The following is a 19,616-nucleotide window of genomic DNA, read 5'->3' as shown; positions in this document are numbered from 1 at the left end:
GTAAGTTGTTGTAACATAATTTGTTAAAAACAGTCTACATGAGTAGAAGCTAATAACTAACCATGTAATTATAAACAAATGGAAACAATAAAAAACCTCTTTCGCCCTTCGGATAAATACAAGGGAATTTGGCCTATAAAAATATATGTATTAAAACTTTTTTTCGCGTTAATGTTTCTTCTTGCCGCTAAGGATGCTTGGACAGAACTCTTAACACATAAAGGAGAATGGAGTCCTGAAGTGGCTGTTGCTTGGTGTGCTATTGCAGCTTATACAACACTATCAGGAATTGGAATATTTCGTACAGTAAAAATGTTACCAATTATGCTATTCATGATATTCTATAAATGCCTTTGGTTATTTTTTGTAGCCTATCCGTTATGGCAAAATCGAACACTAGCAGGTACCGAAGCTGAAGAATGGGTACAAGCATTTATGCCAGTGATTTTACCAATTATTTTTATGCCCTGGAAGTATGTTTTTTCCACATATATACTCGGAAAAGACTGTTCATAGCAAATTGTTAAAGTCTATTTTTAACCAAATATTTTCATTTTTTAAAGTTAACTTACCTTTAAATTTAATGAAATGTCTATTACAAAGGAATCCGAACTTATCGGAATGAGAGCTATCAGTGAAGTGGTGGCCATTACTCTAAAACAAATGAGAGAGTTTGCAAAAGTTGGAATGTCTACCAAAGAGCTGGATGATTTTGGAGGTGCATTACTTGAAAGTTATGGAGCAAAGTCAGCTCCAAATAAAACCTATGGGTTTCCAGGTCATACTTGTATTAGTGTAAACAAGGAAGCAGCACACGGAATCCCTTCAGAAAAGAAAATTTTAAAAGAAGGAGATTTAATAAATATTGATGTATCTGCGGAATTAAATGGATTTTGGTCTGATAATGGAGGCTCATTTGTATTAGGTAACGATATTCATAATCACCAACCTTTGGTGGATGCATCTAAAAACATCTTAAAAAAAGCGATATCAAATATTAAAGGAGGCGTAAGAATTTCTGATATTGGTTATTTGATTGAAACCGAAGCAAAAAAATCTGGGTATAAGGTGATAAAAAATCTTGCTGGGCATGGTGTTGGACGAAGCTTGCATGAAGAACCAGAAGATATTTTAAACTATCGGGTTAAGTGGAATAAGGAAAGGTTTAAGAAAAACACAACCGTTGCTGTTGAAACATTTATAGCAACAAAATCGACTATTGCAGTTCAACTTAAAGATGGTTGGACTTTAGTAGGAAATAGAGGGGGGTACGTTACTCAACATGAGCAAACCATTTTAATTACCGATAATGCGCCTATTATTTTAACACAATCCAATGGAATTTGGGCTTAGGCAAAATTAAATAAACTATGCACTTAACAAATGAGTAAATAGTTTTTTAATTTTAATAGACAGACTTGTCTGTATGTTTTTTCTTTGTTAGCTTTGTAAAAAGAAATAACATGAGTCTTCCAAGAGAAAGAATTTTAGAAACAGCTTCATATTTAATTCACCATCAGGGATATAATAGTACAGGGATTAATCAAATTATTAAAGAGGCCAAAGTAGCCAAAGCAACCTTCTATCAGCATTTTGAATCGAAAGACATGTTATGTGTCGAATTTCTTAATCATAGACATGATTTCTGGTTTTCAGAGTTTTCAGAGTTTACGTTAGGATCTAGTGGTTTAAAAGAAAAAATACTTGCAGCTTTTGATTTTATTATAGCAATGAATCGAAAAGAAAATTATCGAGGCTGTAGTTTCTTAAATATACTTTCCGAAATATCTGAAGAGCAAACCAATATTCGATCGGTAATTCAGGCTCATAAAAACGATTTACGTCAATTTTTTCAAGAGCTAATTGAAGAAGAACTTTTAGCAATACATATATACATGCTTTTTGAAAGTTCGATTATAGAAAGTCAGTTATTTAAGTCAAATGAAATTGTAGAAAAATCAAAAGAGATTGTAAAAACATTACTTTAACCAACAATAAAATGGAAAAAAAATATCCACTACCGCCTTTTACATTAGAAACCGCAAAGCAAAAGATTCAATTAGCAGAAGATGCTTGGAATTCGCAAAACCCTGAAAAAGTTTCATTAGCATATTCTGAAAATAGTGAATGGCGAAACAGAAATGTATTTGTTAATGGAAGAAAACAAATTGTAGATTTTCTTACAAATAAATGGCAAACAGAGCTTAATTATAAATTGAAAAAAGAATACTGGGCACACGCTGATGATAGAATTGCGGTAAGGTTTGAATACGAATACCAAAATAAAGAAGGAAGATGGTTTAGAGCGTACGGTAATGAAAATTGGGAGTTTGATGAAAATGGATTGATGAAAAAAAGGTACGCGAGTATCAATGACTTAGAGATTCATGAGTCTGAAAGACGGCTTTAAACTTGAAGAAATGATAAGATTTACCTAAATTTATACTTGCAAATTGCATTACAAACTAAATTGAATCTTATGGAAAAATTAAAACGACATAGCTTTCGTAAGGACGATAAAATCAATTCTAAGAAAAACAAACATTGTTTATATACAGCAAAGAAAAGATATAATTCTACGAACGATACTTTACAAGAGGAAGCCCAATTAAAAAGACTTGACAAAATGTTTAGAAGGAAAAAGAGAGATTCTCGAATGAATTTATATTAATAATATGCTATGATAAAGAATTATAAAAATCAATTAATTGGGGCCGGTTTTTTTGCAGCATCGATGGTATTATACTTTGCAACTGATAACGATATGATTCATACTATTTCTGGAGTACTTTCAGCAATTGCATTTTGTTATGTTTTTAAAATAATACCGTTCGTAAAGAAAAGCCCAAATTAAGTTTAAGAGAATTGAAAAACAAGAATATACGAATACGAGATTTAAAACCATCTGATGCTCCTGATATTGCCAAGTTGCTAAATAACAAAAATATTTGGGATAGTTTGAGAGACTATATACCTTTTCCATATACTGAAAAAGATGCTAAGGAATTTATTAACATGACTCATAAAGAAAACCTATTGCATAATTTCGCTATTGAATTTAAGGGAGAGCTTTGCGGTGTTATTGGCTTAACCTTACAAAAAGATATTTATACAAATTCGGCTGAAATAGGGTATTGGTTAGGTGAACCTTTTTGGGGAAACGGAATCATGACGGAAGCTATTACGCTAATAGTTGAATATGGGTTTAATGAGTTGAATTTAAGAAGGATTTATGCAGGTGTAAAAGATTTTAATTTCGGCTCAATGAAAGCACTTGAAAAAAGTGGGTTCGAAAAGGAAGGTGTTTTTAAAGACGCTGTCCTCAAGAATGGGAACGTATATGATGAGCATCGATTCTATAAACTTCGAAATTTGGCGTAATTATTCAATAACATTGTTAAGCGCATGAAAATTTCCAAACCTGAATAACGTGAGTTCATTATAGGTGTAGATTTAATTTGATGTATGTAAGGTTTTTATGTGTTGTTTTGTGTTGAGGTGTCACTTCGAGGGCAGTCGAGAAGTGTTTCCATACTTAAAAGGATAAGGTCTTAACTCCGCTCGACCTGATAAATTCATAGTTTCCTTGTGATTCAAACAATGGTTTATCGCGAACTCATGTTAAATAGCAAGAAATTGGTTATCTCGAATTTTGTGTAGTAAAAAAAACTTGTTATTTATTTGAAAATAAGTCTTTTATTTACGGGATTCCATAAGAAAAATTGATGGATAGTTTTTAAGTTTGAGAGTATCGTTTAAACACGATTACTATTAATAACCACTTAAAAATTAAAAACTAATGGATACCAGTAAAATTAGCCATGTTTCTATTTATCCACCTATTGGAATCGCTCGAATAGGAAATTCACCAGAGTATTTTTTAGCATCCGAAGTCCCAGGAGTTGAACCCTTACCATCGGAAGGTTATAAAGATGATGAAGGTCGAATAAAAAAGCAGGCAGTAAAATTTAAAATTTATGCTTTCGATAGTAACAATAATGTGTTAGGAGAGCTTACAGAAGAAGAAGCAAATATAAACTGGCACGTCCACGTAGCCAATGTAAAAGCAGCTTGGTATGAGTTTAATAATGCTTTAGATTTACCCAAAGCTGGAATACCTTCAGCATACAGAAATAAAGATGAAAAAAACAGATCACAACTAGCTATTAAGCCAACTCCAGTTGAAATTACAGGAACCAATGTATCTGGTGCAAATTATAATTTTGACGATGGTGAGTTCTTTGGTACAAAGGTGAACCTTGGAAATGTGGAAACAGATGCCAAAGGAAGAGTGATTTTTGTGCCTGGTAATGGTGATGCGCAATCAAAAGACAATTTACCACCAACAACCTTTGCAAATAATGTGGGTTGGCATGATGATACTTGTGATGGAGTAATTCGAGCAACGGTTAAAATCAATGAAACTACCTTAGAAGCAACACCAGCAATGGTAGCAGTAACTCCACCTAATTTTGGACCGGGACTTTTTGGTGTGGTAACTATGAATGATGTAGTGCAGGATTTGTTTATACGAGAAATGAATTATCCCGATCCAGCAGCGAATGGAGTGATATTTTACGAACATATTTACCCAATCTTAGAAAGAATGACTAATACACAGTGGGTAAATGAAGGGTTTGCCATGCTTTTTGGTCATAACTCACCATCAGATTTTACCAATCCTGAATTTGTAGCAATGTTAGAGTCTCCAGATACCAGCTCTCAGGAAGTTCGTCAGAAAGTATTTGAATGGTTTAGAGATCCAAGTTCTGAAGCCTACGAGCCACAGGAAGTTCCACCTTTTTATGGTGATGGGTTTGGTGAATATGAAGGACTAGCAATTGTCGATTTACCAATCACACAAATTCAATATAATCGATTGCAAAAATGGGCGAAAGGTGATTTTACTACTGGAGAATTTAAAGCCAAAAAAGTGTTTGAAGATTTAAGTTTGGAAGAACAAATAAATGCACTCAACCAAGCTCCGTTAGAAGAATGTTTAGGAGGACCGTTTCACCCTGGAATTGAATTGACATGGCCGATGCGTGTGAAATTGATGTGGAAGGAACCTTATCGATTAAAAACGGTGCCTAAAAATGAAGATATTCAATTAGACTTTGGTCCTTTATTATCGCCACAAATAGCATTAAGCGAAGACGGACCTTTATCAGTTAGCGGACCAGGAGCCTTAACGCGATGGCTCGGTGTACCTTGGCAAACGGATGAAGCAAGTTGTTTATCAGGATACAATCCAACAACCTATTTACCATTACCATCATTTTGGGCAGCAAGAGTTCCAAATCAAGTGTTGAGTGAAGATGGATTTGAGCGAATAAAAGATACTCAAGTAAATATAGGGCAGCGTTTAAAGCATTTTGATTACCGTCAAGATTGGTTGCGAGATTTAGGTCCAGATTACCTCAAAAAAATTAATAAAATGACAAAGCAATGGCATAATTTAGGAATTATTGCACGTCATCAAGACAATGTAGCAAGTGATTCAGAACTGTTGCCAAAATATGCTTGGGTAGAATCAGGAAGACCTTTACCAATAGTAGACCCAAGTTTTGAACAGGTTGAATATGTTGAAGAGGTAATTCTAGGAGCAAGAGAACAAGAAGAGCATAGTCAAGATGAGTTATTAGTGAAAACACCAGTTCGATCAGTAGCGAAAAAGGATGTGTTGAAATCTCGAAGAACGGCTAAAGGAACAACGTTTAGACGTGATGAAATGTAATTCACTATGCAAAATTCTTATCAAGTAATTATAGTAGGAGCAGGTCCAGCAGGGCTTGCTTCTTCTTTAACCTTATCGGCATACAAAATTCCACATTGTATTATTGATGCCAATACCACGTCAGTATTAAAATTGGGAGATGCTCTTCCTCCAAATAGTAAACCCTTGTTAAAGCAATTAGGTATTTTACACTTGTTAATTAGTCCTGAACATATTCCATATTACGGAAACAAAAGTGTATGGGGAAGCGAAGATGTGCAAGAAAAAGAGTTTATTGAAGGACTTCATGGATCTGGTTTTTTACTGGATCGTTTGCATTTTGAAAACCAACTTAGAAATCTAATTAAAAAGAATAAAACTAATTTTTATCAAGGTTATCAGCTAAAAAAGGTATATGATCGAGAAGATTTTGTAGAAGCATTGATTCAAAAAGATACCAAAACTACAACTCTAAATTCAAAATATATAATTGATGCTACAGGAAGAAAAGCTTCAGTAGCCCGACATTTGGGAGCTATCAAACATGATTTAGATACGCAGTTAACGGTTTCCTTTTGGCATCAGACACCAAAAAAAACACCAAGACAAATATGGATAGAAGCCACTGAAAATGGTTGGTGGTATTTGTCTCCTAAAGCAACAAATGAGGTAAATTGTATGTTTTTTACATTGAGAGAAGTATTGCCAGCGAGAAATAACATGCCCATGTTTTTAACGAAGGAGCTTCAAAAAACACGACAAATAAAAACCATTATCAAACCCACAGATATAGAGCTTAGCAATTATAAAATCATGGCTAGTGGCACAAGTTGTTTGGAAAAACCTTACGGGAAAAATTGGTTAGCAGTGGGGGATGCTGCTTTTTCTTATGATCCTATTTCATCTTATGGAATTACGTCGGCATTAGCTTCTGGTTTCTATGGTGGACATGCCATTGCAGCGAAGTTAAAAAAGGAAGAAGACGCCTTTATTACGTATCGATACATCATCGAAAATGGAGCTAAATCTTACCTAAAAAAACTCATGCATCAATACAATATGGAACAGCGATGGCCTAATAGTACTTATTGGAAAAATAGGTTGAAACAAGCTTCCTTAGTTTAGTTCTGCGCCATCTCAAATCGAATTAGCAGTATTTATAAAGGTTGGATTAAAAAATGAAGTAATGATAATACCAATTATTACTTCCTGTAGTGAGATTTTTGAAGATTTTATAAATTCTTTCCCATTAGGTTCTGGCGAAATTGGACTGGATTATTGGTTGCGAAAAAACTTAACCTATGAACAATTTTATTCTTAAGGCTTTTAAATTAACCTTTTACTTACGGGAAGCCGTAAGGTAAATTCATGTTTTATTTTTATGTTCGAAAGCTCTATCAATTTTAACTACTGGATGAGCATTCAGAAATATCTTAGGGTAATTCCAGAAGTATAAGTAGTACCTGTTTAAATATTCAAAAAAGCTCAAGTTTTAGATATGAGAAATAATAAAAATAGGTTTAAAAATCAAACTGTTAACAAATATGGAAATCGAAATTGAAAAACTTACACTTCATCATATAGATATAGGGAGTAATCATGTTGAGCCAATTAATTTAGATTTTAAAGAGGAAAATATTATCAACTATACAGAATCTTTAATTGAGGAGATAATAGAGAGCCCTAACAAAAGAAAGTATAAGTTTAGAGATGGAAAAACTCAAGTAAAATCCTCAATATATGACCTTATAGCAAAGGATTCTAATTTGGAAGAGATATTAAAGAATAATGCTAAAAGATTATTGGATAATGAAAAAGAGGTTGATAAAAAGCTTAGAAATAAAAATTTAAATGTTAGAGTGCAAAAAGGAAGTCTTATTCAAATTCATTTCAGACAAAATAAAAATGATAATGTTTTAATATGTAAAGTTGAGCATGATGAGATAATAAATGAAAGAAGTTTTGATTTAAACAGAGGATTGAATACAAAAAAGAGAGTTTTTAAGGCCTTCTTAGTATTTTTAGAGAACGAGAATAGACACCAAGAAATTTATTTGAATGATAAAAATAATAGTAAGTATTGGTGGTCTGGTTTTTTAGAGCTAGAGCATGTTTTTACTGATGAGGAAAATACTAGTAAATCTCTAGAAAAATTTATTAAAATAATTGATAGAGAAAGAAATAATAGAGAGTTTGCTCTTGATTCAACACTAATAAGGAATAGTTTGATAGGATACTATAAAAGTAATAAAAATTTCAACTTTACTGAAGTACATGATATTATCTTAAAATACACTCCGTTTAATAAAAAGTTTCCTCTAGAAAGAATAAGGGATAAGTTTGAAAGGTTGAAAAGTGATAACAAATTTGATAACCAGTTTGAGATAATACAAAAACAAATAGATAAAAGAATTGTTACAAATATACCTTTAGGTAAGGGGTTACATCTTAAAATAGATAAGTATGTTACTAATCTAACAGAATTAATAAAGCCTTATGAGGATGATGAAGGTCATTTGGGAATAACAATTTTAACTGATGAGGCTTATAAATATATTAAAATAATTAATGAAAAATGATAAAGGTCTTAATTGAGAATTTGCTGGGAAAGGTTTCAAAGAAGAATATTAAAGAGACCTTTTTGAAGTTCCAAATTAATGTTACTTATAAAAACTTTTCAAAAGTTTTGAAGTCATTGACTAAAGATAACTATGAGGCTCTAGATGAAATATTAAAACCATTAGGTTACAAATGGAATTTAAGTATTAGTGAATATAGTTATTCCGCGAGTCAGGACGAGTACGAAACTTTAATTATTGATGAAGAAATTGATGAAGTCAAAGATATAGGAGTAAGTTTTGATATTTATAAAACGAGAAAAAATATTTACATTATTGATGAGACCGCATTTAATAACTATTTGTTGAAGTTGAATCTCGAAACTTTGATTTCCCTTATTGAATCATTTAATGATCAATTTAGTTTGACTAGCAGTAATTTTGAAATTAAAATAGACAAAAATAGCTTTGAAAGTGGTTCGATTAGTAAACAATGCAATTTTAAAAATTCTGAATCTTTATTGTTTCATCCGAGAATATTTTATTTTAATAATAATAAAATTAAATCAACTGAGTCGAAATTAGATGATACATTTTCAAAATTATCACTAATATATTCATTAGTCTATATATGTGATTCGTCTCAAATAAAAAAAGATCAGTTGTTAATAACGATCTCTGGAGATAAAACGTTTACTTATAGTTTAGATTTTAAAAAGGACATAAGTTTAGATTTTGTTGAGAATTATTATCAAATTTTTCAATGGATTTATTCTGAAAGTAATAAGATTGAAGATAAATTAGGTTTATCGAGAAATATTATCTCTTCATATTTAAAAGATGACGGGATAGATATTTCTACTTCGGTTTTTAACTCCATTTTATCTGCATACCAAATTTATGTTAAAGGTAACATTAGCAAATATTTTGAGGCAAGAAATAAAATTATAGAGCAAGTTGAAAATACTGTAAAAAAAATAAATGATTCTTTAGAGGTTTTCTTCAGTAATTTTCAGAAAAGTACTTTAGTTTTTATTTCGTTTTTTTTAAGTGTTTTTTTATCGAAAGTATTTAAACAAGACGATTTTTCGAAAATATTTAATAAAGAAACTTCTCTTGTCGGCTTGGCATTCGTTTCATTGTCTGTTCTATATTTAGTTTTTTCAAGATGGATCTTAAAATTGGATAAAAAAAGGGTGAAAGTTAGATATGAAAATGTCAAAAGTAGTTACAAGGATGTTTTGATTAAGGAGGATATAGATAATATATTAAACGAAAATTCAGAATATAATGATGAAATGACGTATTTTAACGAAAGAATATCCATTTATACTTATTTATGGATAGCTTCAATTATTATATTTATAGTGGTACTTTTTATAACCTCGGATTATCTAGAGATTTCTTTAAAAAACAGCTAAAAAAAGTTGGTTAAATATTTTCTGTATGGAAAAACTGTTCTTAGTAATATTCTTATTCGTTTTTGAAACTGTAAGTGCTCAAAAAGTTTTTTCTGTTGACTACTCGAATCAGGCTGATATAAAAGTATTTGTGGTAGAATATTCAAACCAAGCGGATTTACTAGTTTATAAAGTAAAATATGATAACCAAGCAGGGAAGAACGATGGTAATTGGTTTTTTACAGAATATGCTAATAAAGCTGAAAAGAAAATTTATTTCGTAGACTATGAGAATCAAGCCGATCTGAAAATTTACTTTGTTAAATATCAAAACAAAGCAGGTTGGAGAAATAAATCAAAAAAGAGTTTGTTGTATTAACATCAATGACATCTTATTGTTTTCCAAAATTATGTTCGTAAAATTGAGGATGTTTCATACTTCACTTACGAAGTAATCAATATCCATTTTATTGAAGATTCAATTGCCAAGAAACTCCAAACTGATCTTCAACAAATCCAAATTTTTTACTGAAACCATAGTTGTTTAAGGGCATCATGACCTTTCCGTTTTCTGATAACTTCGTGAATAATTTTTCGAGTTGATTTTCGTTTTCACATTCTACAAAGTTTGAAACTGCGGGTGTAAAACCCCATTTATGAATTGCTGGACTATCACTACACATAAACTGTTTTCCATTTAAGGTAAATGTAGCATGCATTATCGTTCCTTCTTTTCCTGGTCCTTCTTTTCCCCAACGTTTTAAATCATCAATTTCGGAATTATTGAACAATCCAATATAAAAATTCATTGCCTGCTCAGCATCTCCTTTTTGAAATGTTAAAAATGTAGCGATTTGTTCTTTTGCCTTTTTTGAATTTTCTATTTTTAAACTATCGAGTTCAGCTCTCAATTGGTTTAATTCTTCAAGGTTTTCATTCTTTTGTTTAACGTTTGAACAACTCAAAGTCAATAAAATCAAGAATAGTATTGATGTGATTCTTTTCATATTACATGTTTTATTTTTCTACTTTAAATTCTGGATTGAAAATTAAACCAATAACATTTCCGAAAGGATCTTTAACCGTTGCAGTCATTATTTCTCCGCCAACATTATACGGCTTTTCATTTTCCGTTGCTCCTAACTCAATTAGTTTTTCGTAAGTTTTATTTATATCATTAACACCCCAATAGGTAACAACACTTTCAACCTTATCTTTAGTCGGTTTCTTTTCAGGTTGTAATCCAAGCTCAAATCCACCAACATTAAAACCAACATAAAAAGATTGGTCAAAATAAGGCTCAATACCAAAAGCTTCAGAATACCATTTTTTTGCTTTAGTTATGTTACCAACTTTATAAATGGTTGTTCTTAACCCTAACATATCGGATTTTTTCATTTTAGCTTCCGGTTTTTTTGTTCCATTATTTTCTTGGGCGAAACTAAGAGTGGTATATAGGCTTAATATACCAATTATAAATATTCTCTTCATTAGTTTAGTTCAATTGCATCTAACCCTTTAAGGTATAGGTGTCTATTATTTGATTTGTCCTATGAAACAAATTTAAGATTAATTGATGAGTTTTGCGAGTGATCAATATTTCCAAGTTTCCCCTTTAGGAAATAGTTCGTCTTTTTATATCATGATGCCATTAATACCAGAGAGCCGAAAACCATCTCTATCTGCCAAAAAGTTAAACTTTTTACGCAGTAAATCCTGAGCCTCTTTATCAAGAGTAACAATTAAACTAGTTTCCTTTCCGCTAACATCTTTCGATATACAGTTTCCTAGCGTATCAAAGCAAGCTGAATTCCCCACATAGTTATGGTTATTGGCATCCTTACCAACACGATTAACACCAATGGTATAACTCATGTTCTCGATAGCTCTAGATTTTAATAAAGCATCCCAAGCACTAATTCTTGGCTCTGGCCAGCTTGCAACATAAAACAGTAAATCGTAGTCATTTGTATTTCTAGCCCAAACAGGAAAACGCAAATCATAACAAATTAAAGGACAAATTTTCCAGCCTTTATAATTAATTAAAACACGTTCCTTTCCAGCGGTATATACTTCATGTTCTCCAGCTAAGGTAAACGTATGTTTTTTATCGTAATGTTCAATATCCCCATTAGGATGTGCAAACAATAAGCGGTTAAAATAATGCGTTTCTTTTAGGTTTTTAGAAATCTCTTTAATTACTACACTTCCAGTAATTGCAATATTTCTTTCTTTGGCAAATGTACGCATCCAAGTAATTGTTTCACCACTCATGGTTTCCGAATTTTTAACAGGATCCATGGTAAAACCAGTGGTAAACATTTCGGGTAAAATAACTAAGTCAATATTTTCTGGTAAAGAGTACACCTTTTCTTTAATAGCCTGCAAGTTCGATTGTCTGTCTTCCCAAAATAAATCGATTTGCATTAAGGCTACATTTAGTTTTGCAGTCATAATATCAATAATTGTCAATCAAAAAGTGGTGTAAGCTGTTGTGAGCTATAAAAATAAGAAACCTTTTCGACAAAACAAACAACTTTTGTGAATAAATGGACCAATAATTAAGATGAACGGTAATATATAAACAATAATTTTATGAATTTGCTTAAACTTTAGTATGGAATTATTGAATTACTTATTACTGTATATTGCAAAAAACTAGGTGATTTTAACCATGCTTAATACATACCGCCACTTCCGTTTGAAATGTTTACAATCTTCTGTTTCCAAGGAGTCCAATAACCACCTTTTCTAGCTCGAACCTTAATAGTAACCAAACCACTCGAAATAGGGCTAATTAATACACTCGACATGGTTGGAGCATTGGTAAGGGAAGTCATGTATACATCTGAAATATTCCATTCCCACTCATCAGCTGGAATATTTGAATGAACAAATACCTTAGAGTACAATCGTGAGCCAATCCATACATGATGAAGCAATGTACCAATAGAAAAGAGTTCCAGAGTTTCTTGAGGAGTAACACATTGTAGAGAAGGATTTACAATAAACTTATGTACTTGCGAAGCCGAACCGTTTTTTAAAATATTAGAAACACGACTTAATTCAATAGTGCCCGAAGAAAGGAGATTTAGAAACTCACTATTACTTAATTGTTTTCCATTTGCTACTGGCCAGCTATCTTTAAAGAGCCATTTTGTAGTATTTCCTGCACCATTTTCCCAACCAATAATTGAATAAGCATGAAAAGAAAGCGGACTCACTTCTGAGTTACTATAGTTTTTGAATTTTTGTAGAGTGTATCCCGAATCTAGAGCAAGATTGTTAACTTTCATAATAACAGGACCCTTTGTAAGTATGATGTTTTTAAGTTGATTAACAGAATTCAAATGTGTAATTGGAGTAACTTCCATAGCGGCTAAATTATCTTGCTCATGAATTGATGTACCACAGGTATCTAGAATTTCATATTCTCCAGGATTACTCTCCATTGGTTCTACTCTAAAGTTACGTTCAACATTAATGCAGTTTAGAGCCTTTGTGCGAAAACCATTGTATTTAGGGCTGAGCCACGAGTTAACATTGGGCAAATAAATACTCTGAAAAGGAGCTCTTTTTGGAATTCGAAACCCCGATTCTAAAACAGTTTCAAACGCAGGCATTTCACCAACAAAAACCTTCATATCTGTATATGCATCTGATAACAAAATGGATGATGAGGTATTAAACTCAATCATATACATAGTTTCAATAGCGGCATTAAATGCAAATGACAGGCAAGGTCCTTGGAAAGGCTGATTTCGCTGAGGAGTAGTAAAATTTCTGGTTCCATAGGTAGTGTATACCTTTTCCCAAGAAAATTCACAAGGAATATTATAGGAAACAACAGGTAAATGAATCTCATCAGGAAGTTTGTCTAGCTGCCCAAAGGCGATATACGATAGCAGAAAAGCTATAAAAGCGAGTGTGTTTTTCATTTGATAGTTTGTTTGATACCTTTTGCAATTAGCAAAGGGTCTTTTTTATAGGTGTTTTTTATTGAAAAACATTACCCATTATATTTTGTCCGAAAAAGCATATAGAAACAATGCGATTAAGGAGAATAGAGAAGATAATTTTTAGAGGCTATATAAAATGAAAATTGTACTTTGCTTTTAGAATATTGAATCAATGCAGTCCTTCATTACCGATACTTTAGATACCATATTAAAAACAACACAAACCTTTGAAGAGGTGGAATTTATTTTACCCTCGCAAAGGGCGGGAGTGTTTGTGAAGCAAGCCCTGAAAAATAAAATTACAACAGGGTTTTTACCTAAAATAAGTAATATTGGTGATTTTATAGAAGAAGTATCAGGACTTAAAAAAGCTGATTCGGTACAATTGCTATTTCATTTTTATGGAATTTATAAAAAAGAGGAACCAAAAGCAGATCCGTTTGATGTGTTTTCTTCTTGGGCGTTTACCGTTTTGCAAGACTTTAATGAAATAGATCAGCACTTAATCAATGCTCGCGAAATTTTTGTGTATTTGAGAGATATTCATCGCTTAAGAAAATGGTCAGTAGCTGGTACTTTTCAGGAAACAGATCTAATGAAAGATCATTTCGCTTTCATGGAGCGGTTACACAAACTATACGAGCTTTTTTATGAGTTTTTGGTCGATAAAAATATTGGTTATCAAGGAGTAATTTATAGGGAAGCTGTAAAAAAAATTGATGATTTTATTCCTGCAAAGTCTAACAAAAAGTACTTTTTTATTGGTTTTAATGCGCTAAATGCGGCTGAAGAGTTGTTGTTTCAAAAAATGCTAGCGGCTGGAAATACCGAGGTTTATTGGGATATTGATAAGTCGTTTTACGAAAGTAATCATCAGGCAGGAAGTTTTATCAGAAAATATAAAACACGTTGGAAATACTATCAAAGTAACCCGATTGAAACTGTTGCAGAGCATTTTGCAACAACTAAAAACATTAGAGTAATAGGAGCCTCGAAAAATATTACTCAAATAAAATATGCAGGCGAAATATTGTCAACGTTTTCAAACTATAACAATACTGCTTTGGTAATGGCTGACGAATCACTACTTCCTATTACGTTAAATTCCTTGCCTCCAAAAGTAGATGCTGTAAACATTACTATGGGGTATCCGTTGAAAGATGTTCCAACTACAAGCTTATTACAAATTATATTTCGACTCTTTTTAAACCAAGAAAAGTTACAGAAAAAGGAGAGTCAGCTATTTTACTACAAAGATGTAATAGCCTTGTTTAAGCATCCGTCTATTTATCAACTTTTGTATGTTGAAGAAGAAAATATTTCAGACGTATTGTCTGAAGTAATTGTTGCAAGCAATAGTACGTTTGTGAGTTTGGAAAAGATTGAGGAGTTTTTTATTAAAATTCCTGAAGAAACCAAAAAAGTAGTTTTAGGATTATGCAAACCTTACACTACTATTGATGAATTTTTATCAAGAGTAATTACCTTATTACTTACACTTAAGGATACTGCAAATGAATTAGAGAAAGAATATTTATTTCGTTTTTATACGGCATTCACTCAACTTCAAAACCTGCATGATACTTTTAATTATATTCAAGATTTAAAAACATTACAACAATTTTTTAGACAATTAATTCAGTCGGAAAGTTTATCATTTCAAGGTGAACCTTTGCAAGGATTGCAGTTAATGGGAGTATTAGAAACAAGGGTTCTTGATTTTGAAAATGTAATTATAACTTCAGTGAATGAAGGGGTACTACCAGGAAATCACCAACAGACATCATTTATTCCATTTGATGTAAAAATAGAATTCGGGCTTCCAACGTATAAAGAAAAAGATGCACTGTTTTCATATCATTTTTTTAGACTGTTGCAACGCGCTAAAAACATTTACATTTTATACAACACAGAACATGATGTTTTTGGTAGTGGAGAAAAAAGTAGATTTATTACCCAATTAGAAATGATGCGTGATGATATTAAAGAAGAAATAATAAGTCCGCAAATAATTACAACGGTAACAGAACAAAAGGAGGTTTCAAAAACGGAGCATGTTCTTGATAAACTTAAAGAATTGGCTGGAAAAGGAATTTCACCTTCGGCATTAACGAATTACTTATACAATCCGTTTGCCTTTTACAAACAGAAAGTGTTAAAAATTAAAGAGTTTGATGATGTAGAAGAAACAGTTGCAGCTAATACAATGGGAACTGTGGTACATGACACATTAGAAGCTTTGTACAAACCATTCGAAGGAAAATTTTTGGCATTGGATAATGTCACCGCCATGCAGCAGAAAACGAAAGAACTCATAGTGTTTTATTTTTCGAAACATTTTAAAAATGGAGATATCAGCACAGGTAAAAACCGTTTGATTTTTGAGGTTGCTAATCGTTTCGTTATTAATTTTTTAAAGCAAGAAAAAGAGCTGCTTAAAGATCCAGCGAACCAGTTAAAGATTATAGCTACAGAACAAACTTTAGCCACACAAATACATGTGGAAGGAATTGATTTTCCTGTTAAAATACATGGTCAAGTTGATAGGATAGATCAGTTGAATGGTGTCACTAGAATTATTGATTATAAAACAGGAAAAGTAGAAAACACTAACTTAAAAGTAATTGATTTTACTGAGGTAAGAGAATTAAAGTTTCATAAGGCAATTCAGGTAATGTTATATGCCTATTTATATACACAAAACAAACAATATGATTTTTCAATGCCCTTGGAAGCAGGAATTTTTTCATTTAAAAACCTTAGAAAAGGATTTTTAAAGATGAACTTTTCTTCGAACTACAGAAATCCTGATAATAGTGTAACACAAGAGCGATTAGAGGAATTTATGGAGGAAATAAAAGAATACATAAAAGAAATTTACAATCCAGAAGTTACTTTTGTTGAGCCTACAGATTTAAAGTATTAGAAGTAATAAATCAATTAGATATATCAATCGGCTGACGATTAATTCAAAACAATTCCCAGTAAATTATTAAGTGATTGTTTACCTTTTGAGGTAATAATAATCTCTCTTGAAAACTTAATCTTTCTCAACCAATTATTTTCTAGCATTTTATCTAGAAGTACTGCACCCAAATGTCCTGCTAAATGAGGACGACGTTCTGACCAATCGAGGCATTGCCGAGTTAATGCCCGACGACTTTTTTTAAAATGAGCTTCCAGAATTCCAAATTGAGAAAGCCATTCCCAACCTTTTTGAGTTACAAGGTAAACTTTCTCAGATTTTAACAAATACCCTTGTTCCTCCATCGCTTCCGTGATCATGACACCAACATAACCCGCTAAATGGTCGTAACAAGTTCGACAATATTTAACTCCAGTTTTAGCTAATTTCTTATTTGATTTAGGAGGTGAATTATCATTAGATAGATTTGCTAAAGATTCTACGACATAGGCTATATCGGAATTAGCAAAAGAGTAATATCGATGCCTTCCTTGAGTATCAACTTTTAGAATGTTATTACTCAGTAGTTTTGATAAATGATTGCTAACTGAACTAGGTGATAAATCTGAAACTATGGCTAATTCACTTGCTGTATAAGCCCTACCGTCTAATAAATTCCAAACTATTTTTGCTCTTGAAGGCTCGCATAACAATGAAGCTACCGAGATAAAATTATTTTCTTCCATTGTTCATTCTCAAATGAAATATAAAAGTAATAAATCGATTTACTTTGCTAAATATAAAAAGTTATAATAAATGAAAAACATAGAAATATTACTTGAAAACAAATGTGGTCAATTGGCTCTAATGGGTGAAATACTCGGGAAAAATAAAATCAGCCTTGAAGGAGGTGGGGTTTTTCAAAATGGCAATTTTTCAATAGCTAACTTTTTAGTTGAAGAAGCAGAAAAGGCAAAAACAGTACTAGAAAAAAATGGAATAAAAGTTACAAAAATTAGTGATGTAATTATTCAAAAACTCAGACAAGATATTCCTGGTCAATTAGGAATGTTTTGTAAAGAATTAGCGGATGAAAACGTCAATATTTTAACACAATATAGTGATCATTCAAATCAATTAATTGTGGTGGTTGACGAATATGAAAAAGCAAAAAAAGTATCTGATAAGTGGATGAAGACATGGACAAACAGCGATGATTACATAATATGAAAAGGCAACACAATTATTCAGCGATAATAAAATGGACAGGAAACAAAGGTAAAGGTACTTTAAACTATAAAGAATTTGAAAGAAGCCATATGATATCTATCAATAATAAGCCTGATATTTTATGCTCTTCTGATCCAGTTTTTCTAGGTGATAAAACGAAATATAATCCAGAGGAATTATTGCTTGCCTCATTATCATCTTGTCATATGCTTTGGTATTTACATTTATGTTCAGAATCTAATGTTATAGTAACTGAATACATTGATGAACCAACGGGTATTATGATTGAAAAGCAAAATGGAAGTGGATGTTTTTCTGAGGTAAGTTTAAATCCAATTATTAAAGTTGCTGAACAATCAATGATAGAAAAAGCAATTGAATTGCATAAAAAAGCAAATGAATTATGCTTTATTGCTAATTCGGTAAATTTTAAAGTTCTTCATAATCCCTGTTGTTCGACACAAGAAAACTAAGAAAAAGTAAGAAGTAAATGACAATAAGAGAGAAGAGTTAAATTTTGAGTTTAGCTTTTCTCTGTTGTCTTTTATTTCCTAAGTATAAACCTAAAAATCAGCGCTAAAATCAAGTGGCTAAATATCCATAAACACGACAACCCAAGTTTCACCTTCAAAATCGTAACGAATTAATTCAGTAAAACCAATACCATTATGAGCATTAATAGAGCGTATGTTTTTGGCGTTAATTTCTGTTATGATGCAGTCAAACGTTCCAGAGAATACTTTTTTCATGTGCGTATACAAGCCTCTAAATACGCCCTGACCACGAAAATCTTTGGCTACACATACCTGTCCCATAATAAGGTAATTAGATTTTCCGATTTCTGAAGCATCAATTTTAGAAAACATTGGTTCTAGAACAGGAATATCATTTCTAAACTTTCTGGACATTGATAATGCATACCCGGCAACAGCCCCATTGGATACAGCAATAATATGTGGATGAACATCATGCATGGTTTTTAAAATATCCATATCATGATGAACGGTTACAAAACCTTGTTCTTTTTTTGTCTCTTCACTTAATTGATTCGGTAAATTTCCAGCTTGAAGCGTTAAAATTTCCGATAATTCTTGTGTGTTTTCAGTAACTTTATAATTAATCATTTCAATTTGTTTTTAAGGGTGAGCATTCACCCAAACTTCACCATCAGAAAAATACTCTTTTTTCCAAATTGGAACAGTTTCTTTTAAAGTATCAATAGCATATTGGCAAGCATCAAAGGCTGCTTTTCTATGCGGAGATGAAACAGTGATGATCACTGGAACATCACTTATTTCTAATAAACCTTCGGCATGATGAATGGCAATTTTAGTAACACCAAAAAGCTCCATAGCTTTATCGGCAATTTTTTGCATTTCTTTTAAAGCCATAGGTTTATAGGTTGAAAAATCAAGTTTGGTAACTTCTTTGTTTTTAGTGGCATTTCTAACAGTTCCAACAAAAATAGCAATGCCACCACAAGAAGGATCTTCTACAAAATCATAGCATTCTTGAAGGCTTAATACTTCGGAAGTTATTTTAATGAATGTTTTATTCATACGAATAAATTTAATTCAACTTTTTATGTTTTGATGAGTTAATAAAAACTCGCTAAATCAATGTTATTTATTCCCTTTTGCTGAGGGGATTGGTCCTTTTTACCAAACCACTCAGAAAAAAATCACAATAGATTATCAAAAATACATGAATTTTTTCATTTTAAATTCAATAAAATTTACTGGAAAAATTAAATGAACTAATAAATTGATTACAAATGTTTAATGAGATTTTATTGTATTTGTAAAATTTAGAATTCTTTAAGAAATATAAAGCATTTGTTGTGTTATT

At 31.7% G+C, this 19,616-nt stretch carries 23 protein-coding genes; 16 read left to right on the top strand and 7 right to left on the bottom strand.

From position 1 onward, the window contains the following. The first annotated feature begins 78 nt into the window (after window positions 1–78). The 13 genes from ACKTTV_RS02675 to ACKTTV_RS02615 all read left to right on the top strand — a co-directional run bounded on the left by ACKTTV_RS02675 (window position 79) and on the right by ACKTTV_RS02615 (window position 10,053). A complete protein-coding gene (locus tag ACKTTV_RS02675) occupies window positions 79–516 on the top strand; it encodes a hypothetical protein (protein ID WP_408029261.1) in 438 nt (145 codons plus the stop codon). 72 nt (window positions 517–588) lie between these two features. Beyond that, on the top strand, window positions 589–1,353 hold the full coding sequence (gene map / locus ACKTTV_RS02670) for a type I methionyl aminopeptidase (RefSeq protein WP_408029260.1): 765 nt from the start codon (window positions 589–591) through the stop codon (window positions 1,351–1,353). Window positions 1,354–1,463: 110 nt separating this feature from the next. Next, entirely contained in the window at window positions 1,464–1,988 is a 525-nt protein-coding gene (locus tag ACKTTV_RS02665) for a TetR/AcrR family transcriptional regulator (protein WP_408029259.1), read from the top strand. An 11-nt stretch (window positions 1,989–1,999) separates the two neighbouring features. After that, window positions 2,000–2,410 carry a DUF1348 family protein gene (locus ACKTTV_RS02660; protein WP_408029258.1) on the top strand — a complete coding sequence of 137 codons (411 nt, stop codon included), beginning with the start codon at window positions 2,000–2,002 and terminating at the stop codon, window positions 2,408–2,410. A gap of 69 nt (window positions 2,411–2,479) precedes the next feature. Further along, window positions 2,480–2,671, top strand: a complete 192-nt coding sequence (locus ACKTTV_RS02655) for a hypothetical protein (protein WP_408029257.1) — start codon at window positions 2,480–2,482, stop codon at window positions 2,669–2,671. Between the two features lie 9 nt (window positions 2,672–2,680). Then, on the top strand, window positions 2,681–2,854 hold the full coding sequence (locus ACKTTV_RS02650) for a hypothetical protein (protein WP_408029256.1): 174 nt from the start codon (window positions 2,681–2,683) through the stop codon (window positions 2,852–2,854). 11 nt (window positions 2,855–2,865) lie between these two features. Further along, entirely contained in the window at window positions 2,866–3,381 is a 516-nt protein-coding gene (locus ACKTTV_RS02645) for a GNAT family N-acetyltransferase (RefSeq protein WP_408029255.1), read from the top strand. 418 nt (window positions 3,382–3,799) lie between these two features. Next, on the top strand, window positions 3,800–5,737 hold the full coding sequence (locus ACKTTV_RS02640) for a LodA/GoxA family CTQ-dependent oxidase (protein WP_408029254.1): 1,938 nt from the start codon (window positions 3,800–3,802) through the stop codon (window positions 5,735–5,737). A gap of 6 nt (window positions 5,738–5,743) precedes the next feature. Continuing rightward, on the top strand, window positions 5,744–6,841 hold the full coding sequence (locus tag ACKTTV_RS02635) for an NAD(P)/FAD-dependent oxidoreductase (RefSeq protein WP_408029253.1): 1,098 nt from the start codon (window positions 5,744–5,746) through the stop codon (window positions 6,839–6,841). A 61-nt stretch (window positions 6,842–6,902) separates the two neighbouring features. Continuing rightward, window positions 6,903–7,037, top strand: coding sequence for a hypothetical protein (locus ACKTTV_RS02630; protein WP_408029252.1), 135 nt, complete (start codon window positions 6,903–6,905; stop codon window positions 7,035–7,037). A gap of 223 nt (window positions 7,038–7,260) precedes the next feature. Continuing rightward, window positions 7,261–8,295 carry a hypothetical protein gene (locus ACKTTV_RS02625; protein WP_408029251.1) on the top strand — a complete coding sequence of 345 codons (1,035 nt, stop codon included), beginning with the start codon at window positions 7,261–7,263 and terminating at the stop codon, window positions 8,293–8,295. Next, the gene (locus ACKTTV_RS02620) at window positions 8,292–9,695 is read left to right on the top strand and encodes a hypothetical protein (protein WP_408029250.1); all 1,404 of its coding nucleotides are present in this window, start codon (window positions 8,292–8,294) and stop codon (window positions 9,693–9,695) included. Before ACKTTV_RS02625 ends, ACKTTV_RS02620 begins: the two co-directional genes overlap by 4 nt. Window positions 9,696–9,720: 25 nt before the next feature. Beyond that, window positions 9,721–10,053, top strand: coding sequence for a DUF6150 family protein (locus ACKTTV_RS02615; protein WP_408029249.1), 333 nt, complete (start codon window positions 9,721–9,723; stop codon window positions 10,051–10,053). A gap of 88 nt (window positions 10,054–10,141) precedes the next feature. Here the strand turns inward: ACKTTV_RS02615 and ACKTTV_RS02610 are convergent, their stop codons facing one another. The 4 genes from ACKTTV_RS02610 to ACKTTV_RS02595 form a co-directional block, all read right to left on the bottom strand. After that, window positions 10,142–10,681 carry a VOC family protein gene (locus ACKTTV_RS02610; protein WP_408029248.1) on the bottom strand — a complete coding sequence of 180 codons (540 nt, stop codon included), beginning with the start codon at window positions 10,679–10,681 and terminating at the stop codon, window positions 10,142–10,144. A gap of 10 nt (window positions 10,682–10,691) precedes the next feature. Further along, a complete protein-coding gene (locus tag ACKTTV_RS02605) occupies window positions 10,692–11,165 on the bottom strand; it encodes a VOC family protein (RefSeq protein WP_408029247.1) in 474 nt (157 codons plus the stop codon). Window positions 11,166–11,309: 144 nt separating this feature from the next. Then, window positions 11,310–12,128 carry an amidohydrolase gene (locus tag ACKTTV_RS02600; protein ID WP_408029246.1) on the bottom strand — a complete coding sequence of 273 codons (819 nt, stop codon included), beginning with the start codon at window positions 12,126–12,128 and terminating at the stop codon, window positions 11,310–11,312. A 224-nt stretch (window positions 12,129–12,352) separates the two neighbouring features. Next, the gene (locus ACKTTV_RS02595; protein WP_408029245.1) at window positions 12,353–13,612 is read right to left on the bottom strand and encodes a C1 family peptidase; all 1,260 of its coding nucleotides are present in this window, start codon (window positions 13,610–13,612) and stop codon (window positions 12,353–12,355) included. A 193-nt stretch (window positions 13,613–13,805) separates the two neighbouring features. Here ACKTTV_RS02595 and ACKTTV_RS02590 point away from each other — a divergent pair, with 193 nt between their 5' ends. Beyond that, window positions 13,806–16,559 (top strand): PD-(D/E)XK nuclease family protein, encoded by a 2,754-nt coding sequence (locus ACKTTV_RS02590; protein ID WP_408029244.1) that lies wholly within the window; start codon window positions 13,806–13,808, stop codon window positions 16,557–16,559. A 38-nt stretch (window positions 16,560–16,597) separates the two neighbouring features. Here ACKTTV_RS02590 and ACKTTV_RS02585 read toward each other — a convergent pair whose 3' ends face one another. Further along, the gene (locus ACKTTV_RS02585; protein ID WP_408029243.1) at window positions 16,598–17,284 is read right to left on the bottom strand and encodes an ArsR/SmtB family transcription factor; all 687 of its coding nucleotides are present in this window, start codon (window positions 17,282–17,284) and stop codon (window positions 16,598–16,600) included. A gap of 70 nt (window positions 17,285–17,354) precedes the next feature. Between ACKTTV_RS02585 and ACKTTV_RS02580 the strand changes: the two genes are divergently transcribed. Both ACKTTV_RS02580 and ACKTTV_RS02575 read left to right on the top strand, forming a co-directional pair. Then, complete coding sequence (locus ACKTTV_RS02580; RefSeq protein WP_408029242.1) at window positions 17,355–17,768, top strand: amino acid-binding ACT domain-containing protein; 414 nt, start codon at window positions 17,355–17,357, stop codon at window positions 17,766–17,768. Next, window positions 17,765–18,241: an OsmC family protein gene (locus tag ACKTTV_RS02575; protein WP_408029241.1), complete on the top strand. Its 477-nt coding sequence runs from the start codon at window positions 17,765–17,767 to the stop codon at window positions 18,239–18,241. The genes ACKTTV_RS02580 and ACKTTV_RS02575 overlap by 4 nt, the downstream gene beginning before the upstream one ends. Before the next feature lie 117 nt (window positions 18,242–18,358). Here ACKTTV_RS02575 and ACKTTV_RS02570 read toward each other — a convergent pair whose 3' ends face one another. Together ACKTTV_RS02570 and ACKTTV_RS02565 are read right to left on the bottom strand one after the other, a co-directional pair. After that, window positions 18,359–18,892, bottom strand: coding sequence for a GNAT family N-acetyltransferase (locus ACKTTV_RS02570; protein WP_408029240.1), 534 nt, complete (start codon window positions 18,890–18,892; stop codon window positions 18,359–18,361). Window positions 18,893–18,904: 12 nt separating this feature from the next. Continuing rightward, window positions 18,905–19,327 (bottom strand): molybdenum cofactor biosynthesis protein MoaE, encoded by a 423-nt coding sequence (locus ACKTTV_RS02565; protein WP_408029239.1) that lies wholly within the window; start codon window positions 19,325–19,327, stop codon window positions 18,905–18,907. Window positions 19,328–19,616: the final 289 nt, after the last annotated feature.

The sequence above is a fragment of the Tenacibaculum xiamenense genome, from assembly GCF_964513065.1.
Lineage (GTDB): Bacteria > Bacteroidota > Bacteroidia > Flavobacteriales > Flavobacteriaceae > Polaribacter > Polaribacter xiamenense.
The sequence above is the reverse complement of the archived record's forward strand: the minus strand, read 5'-3'. Positions and strand labels throughout refer to the sequence as shown.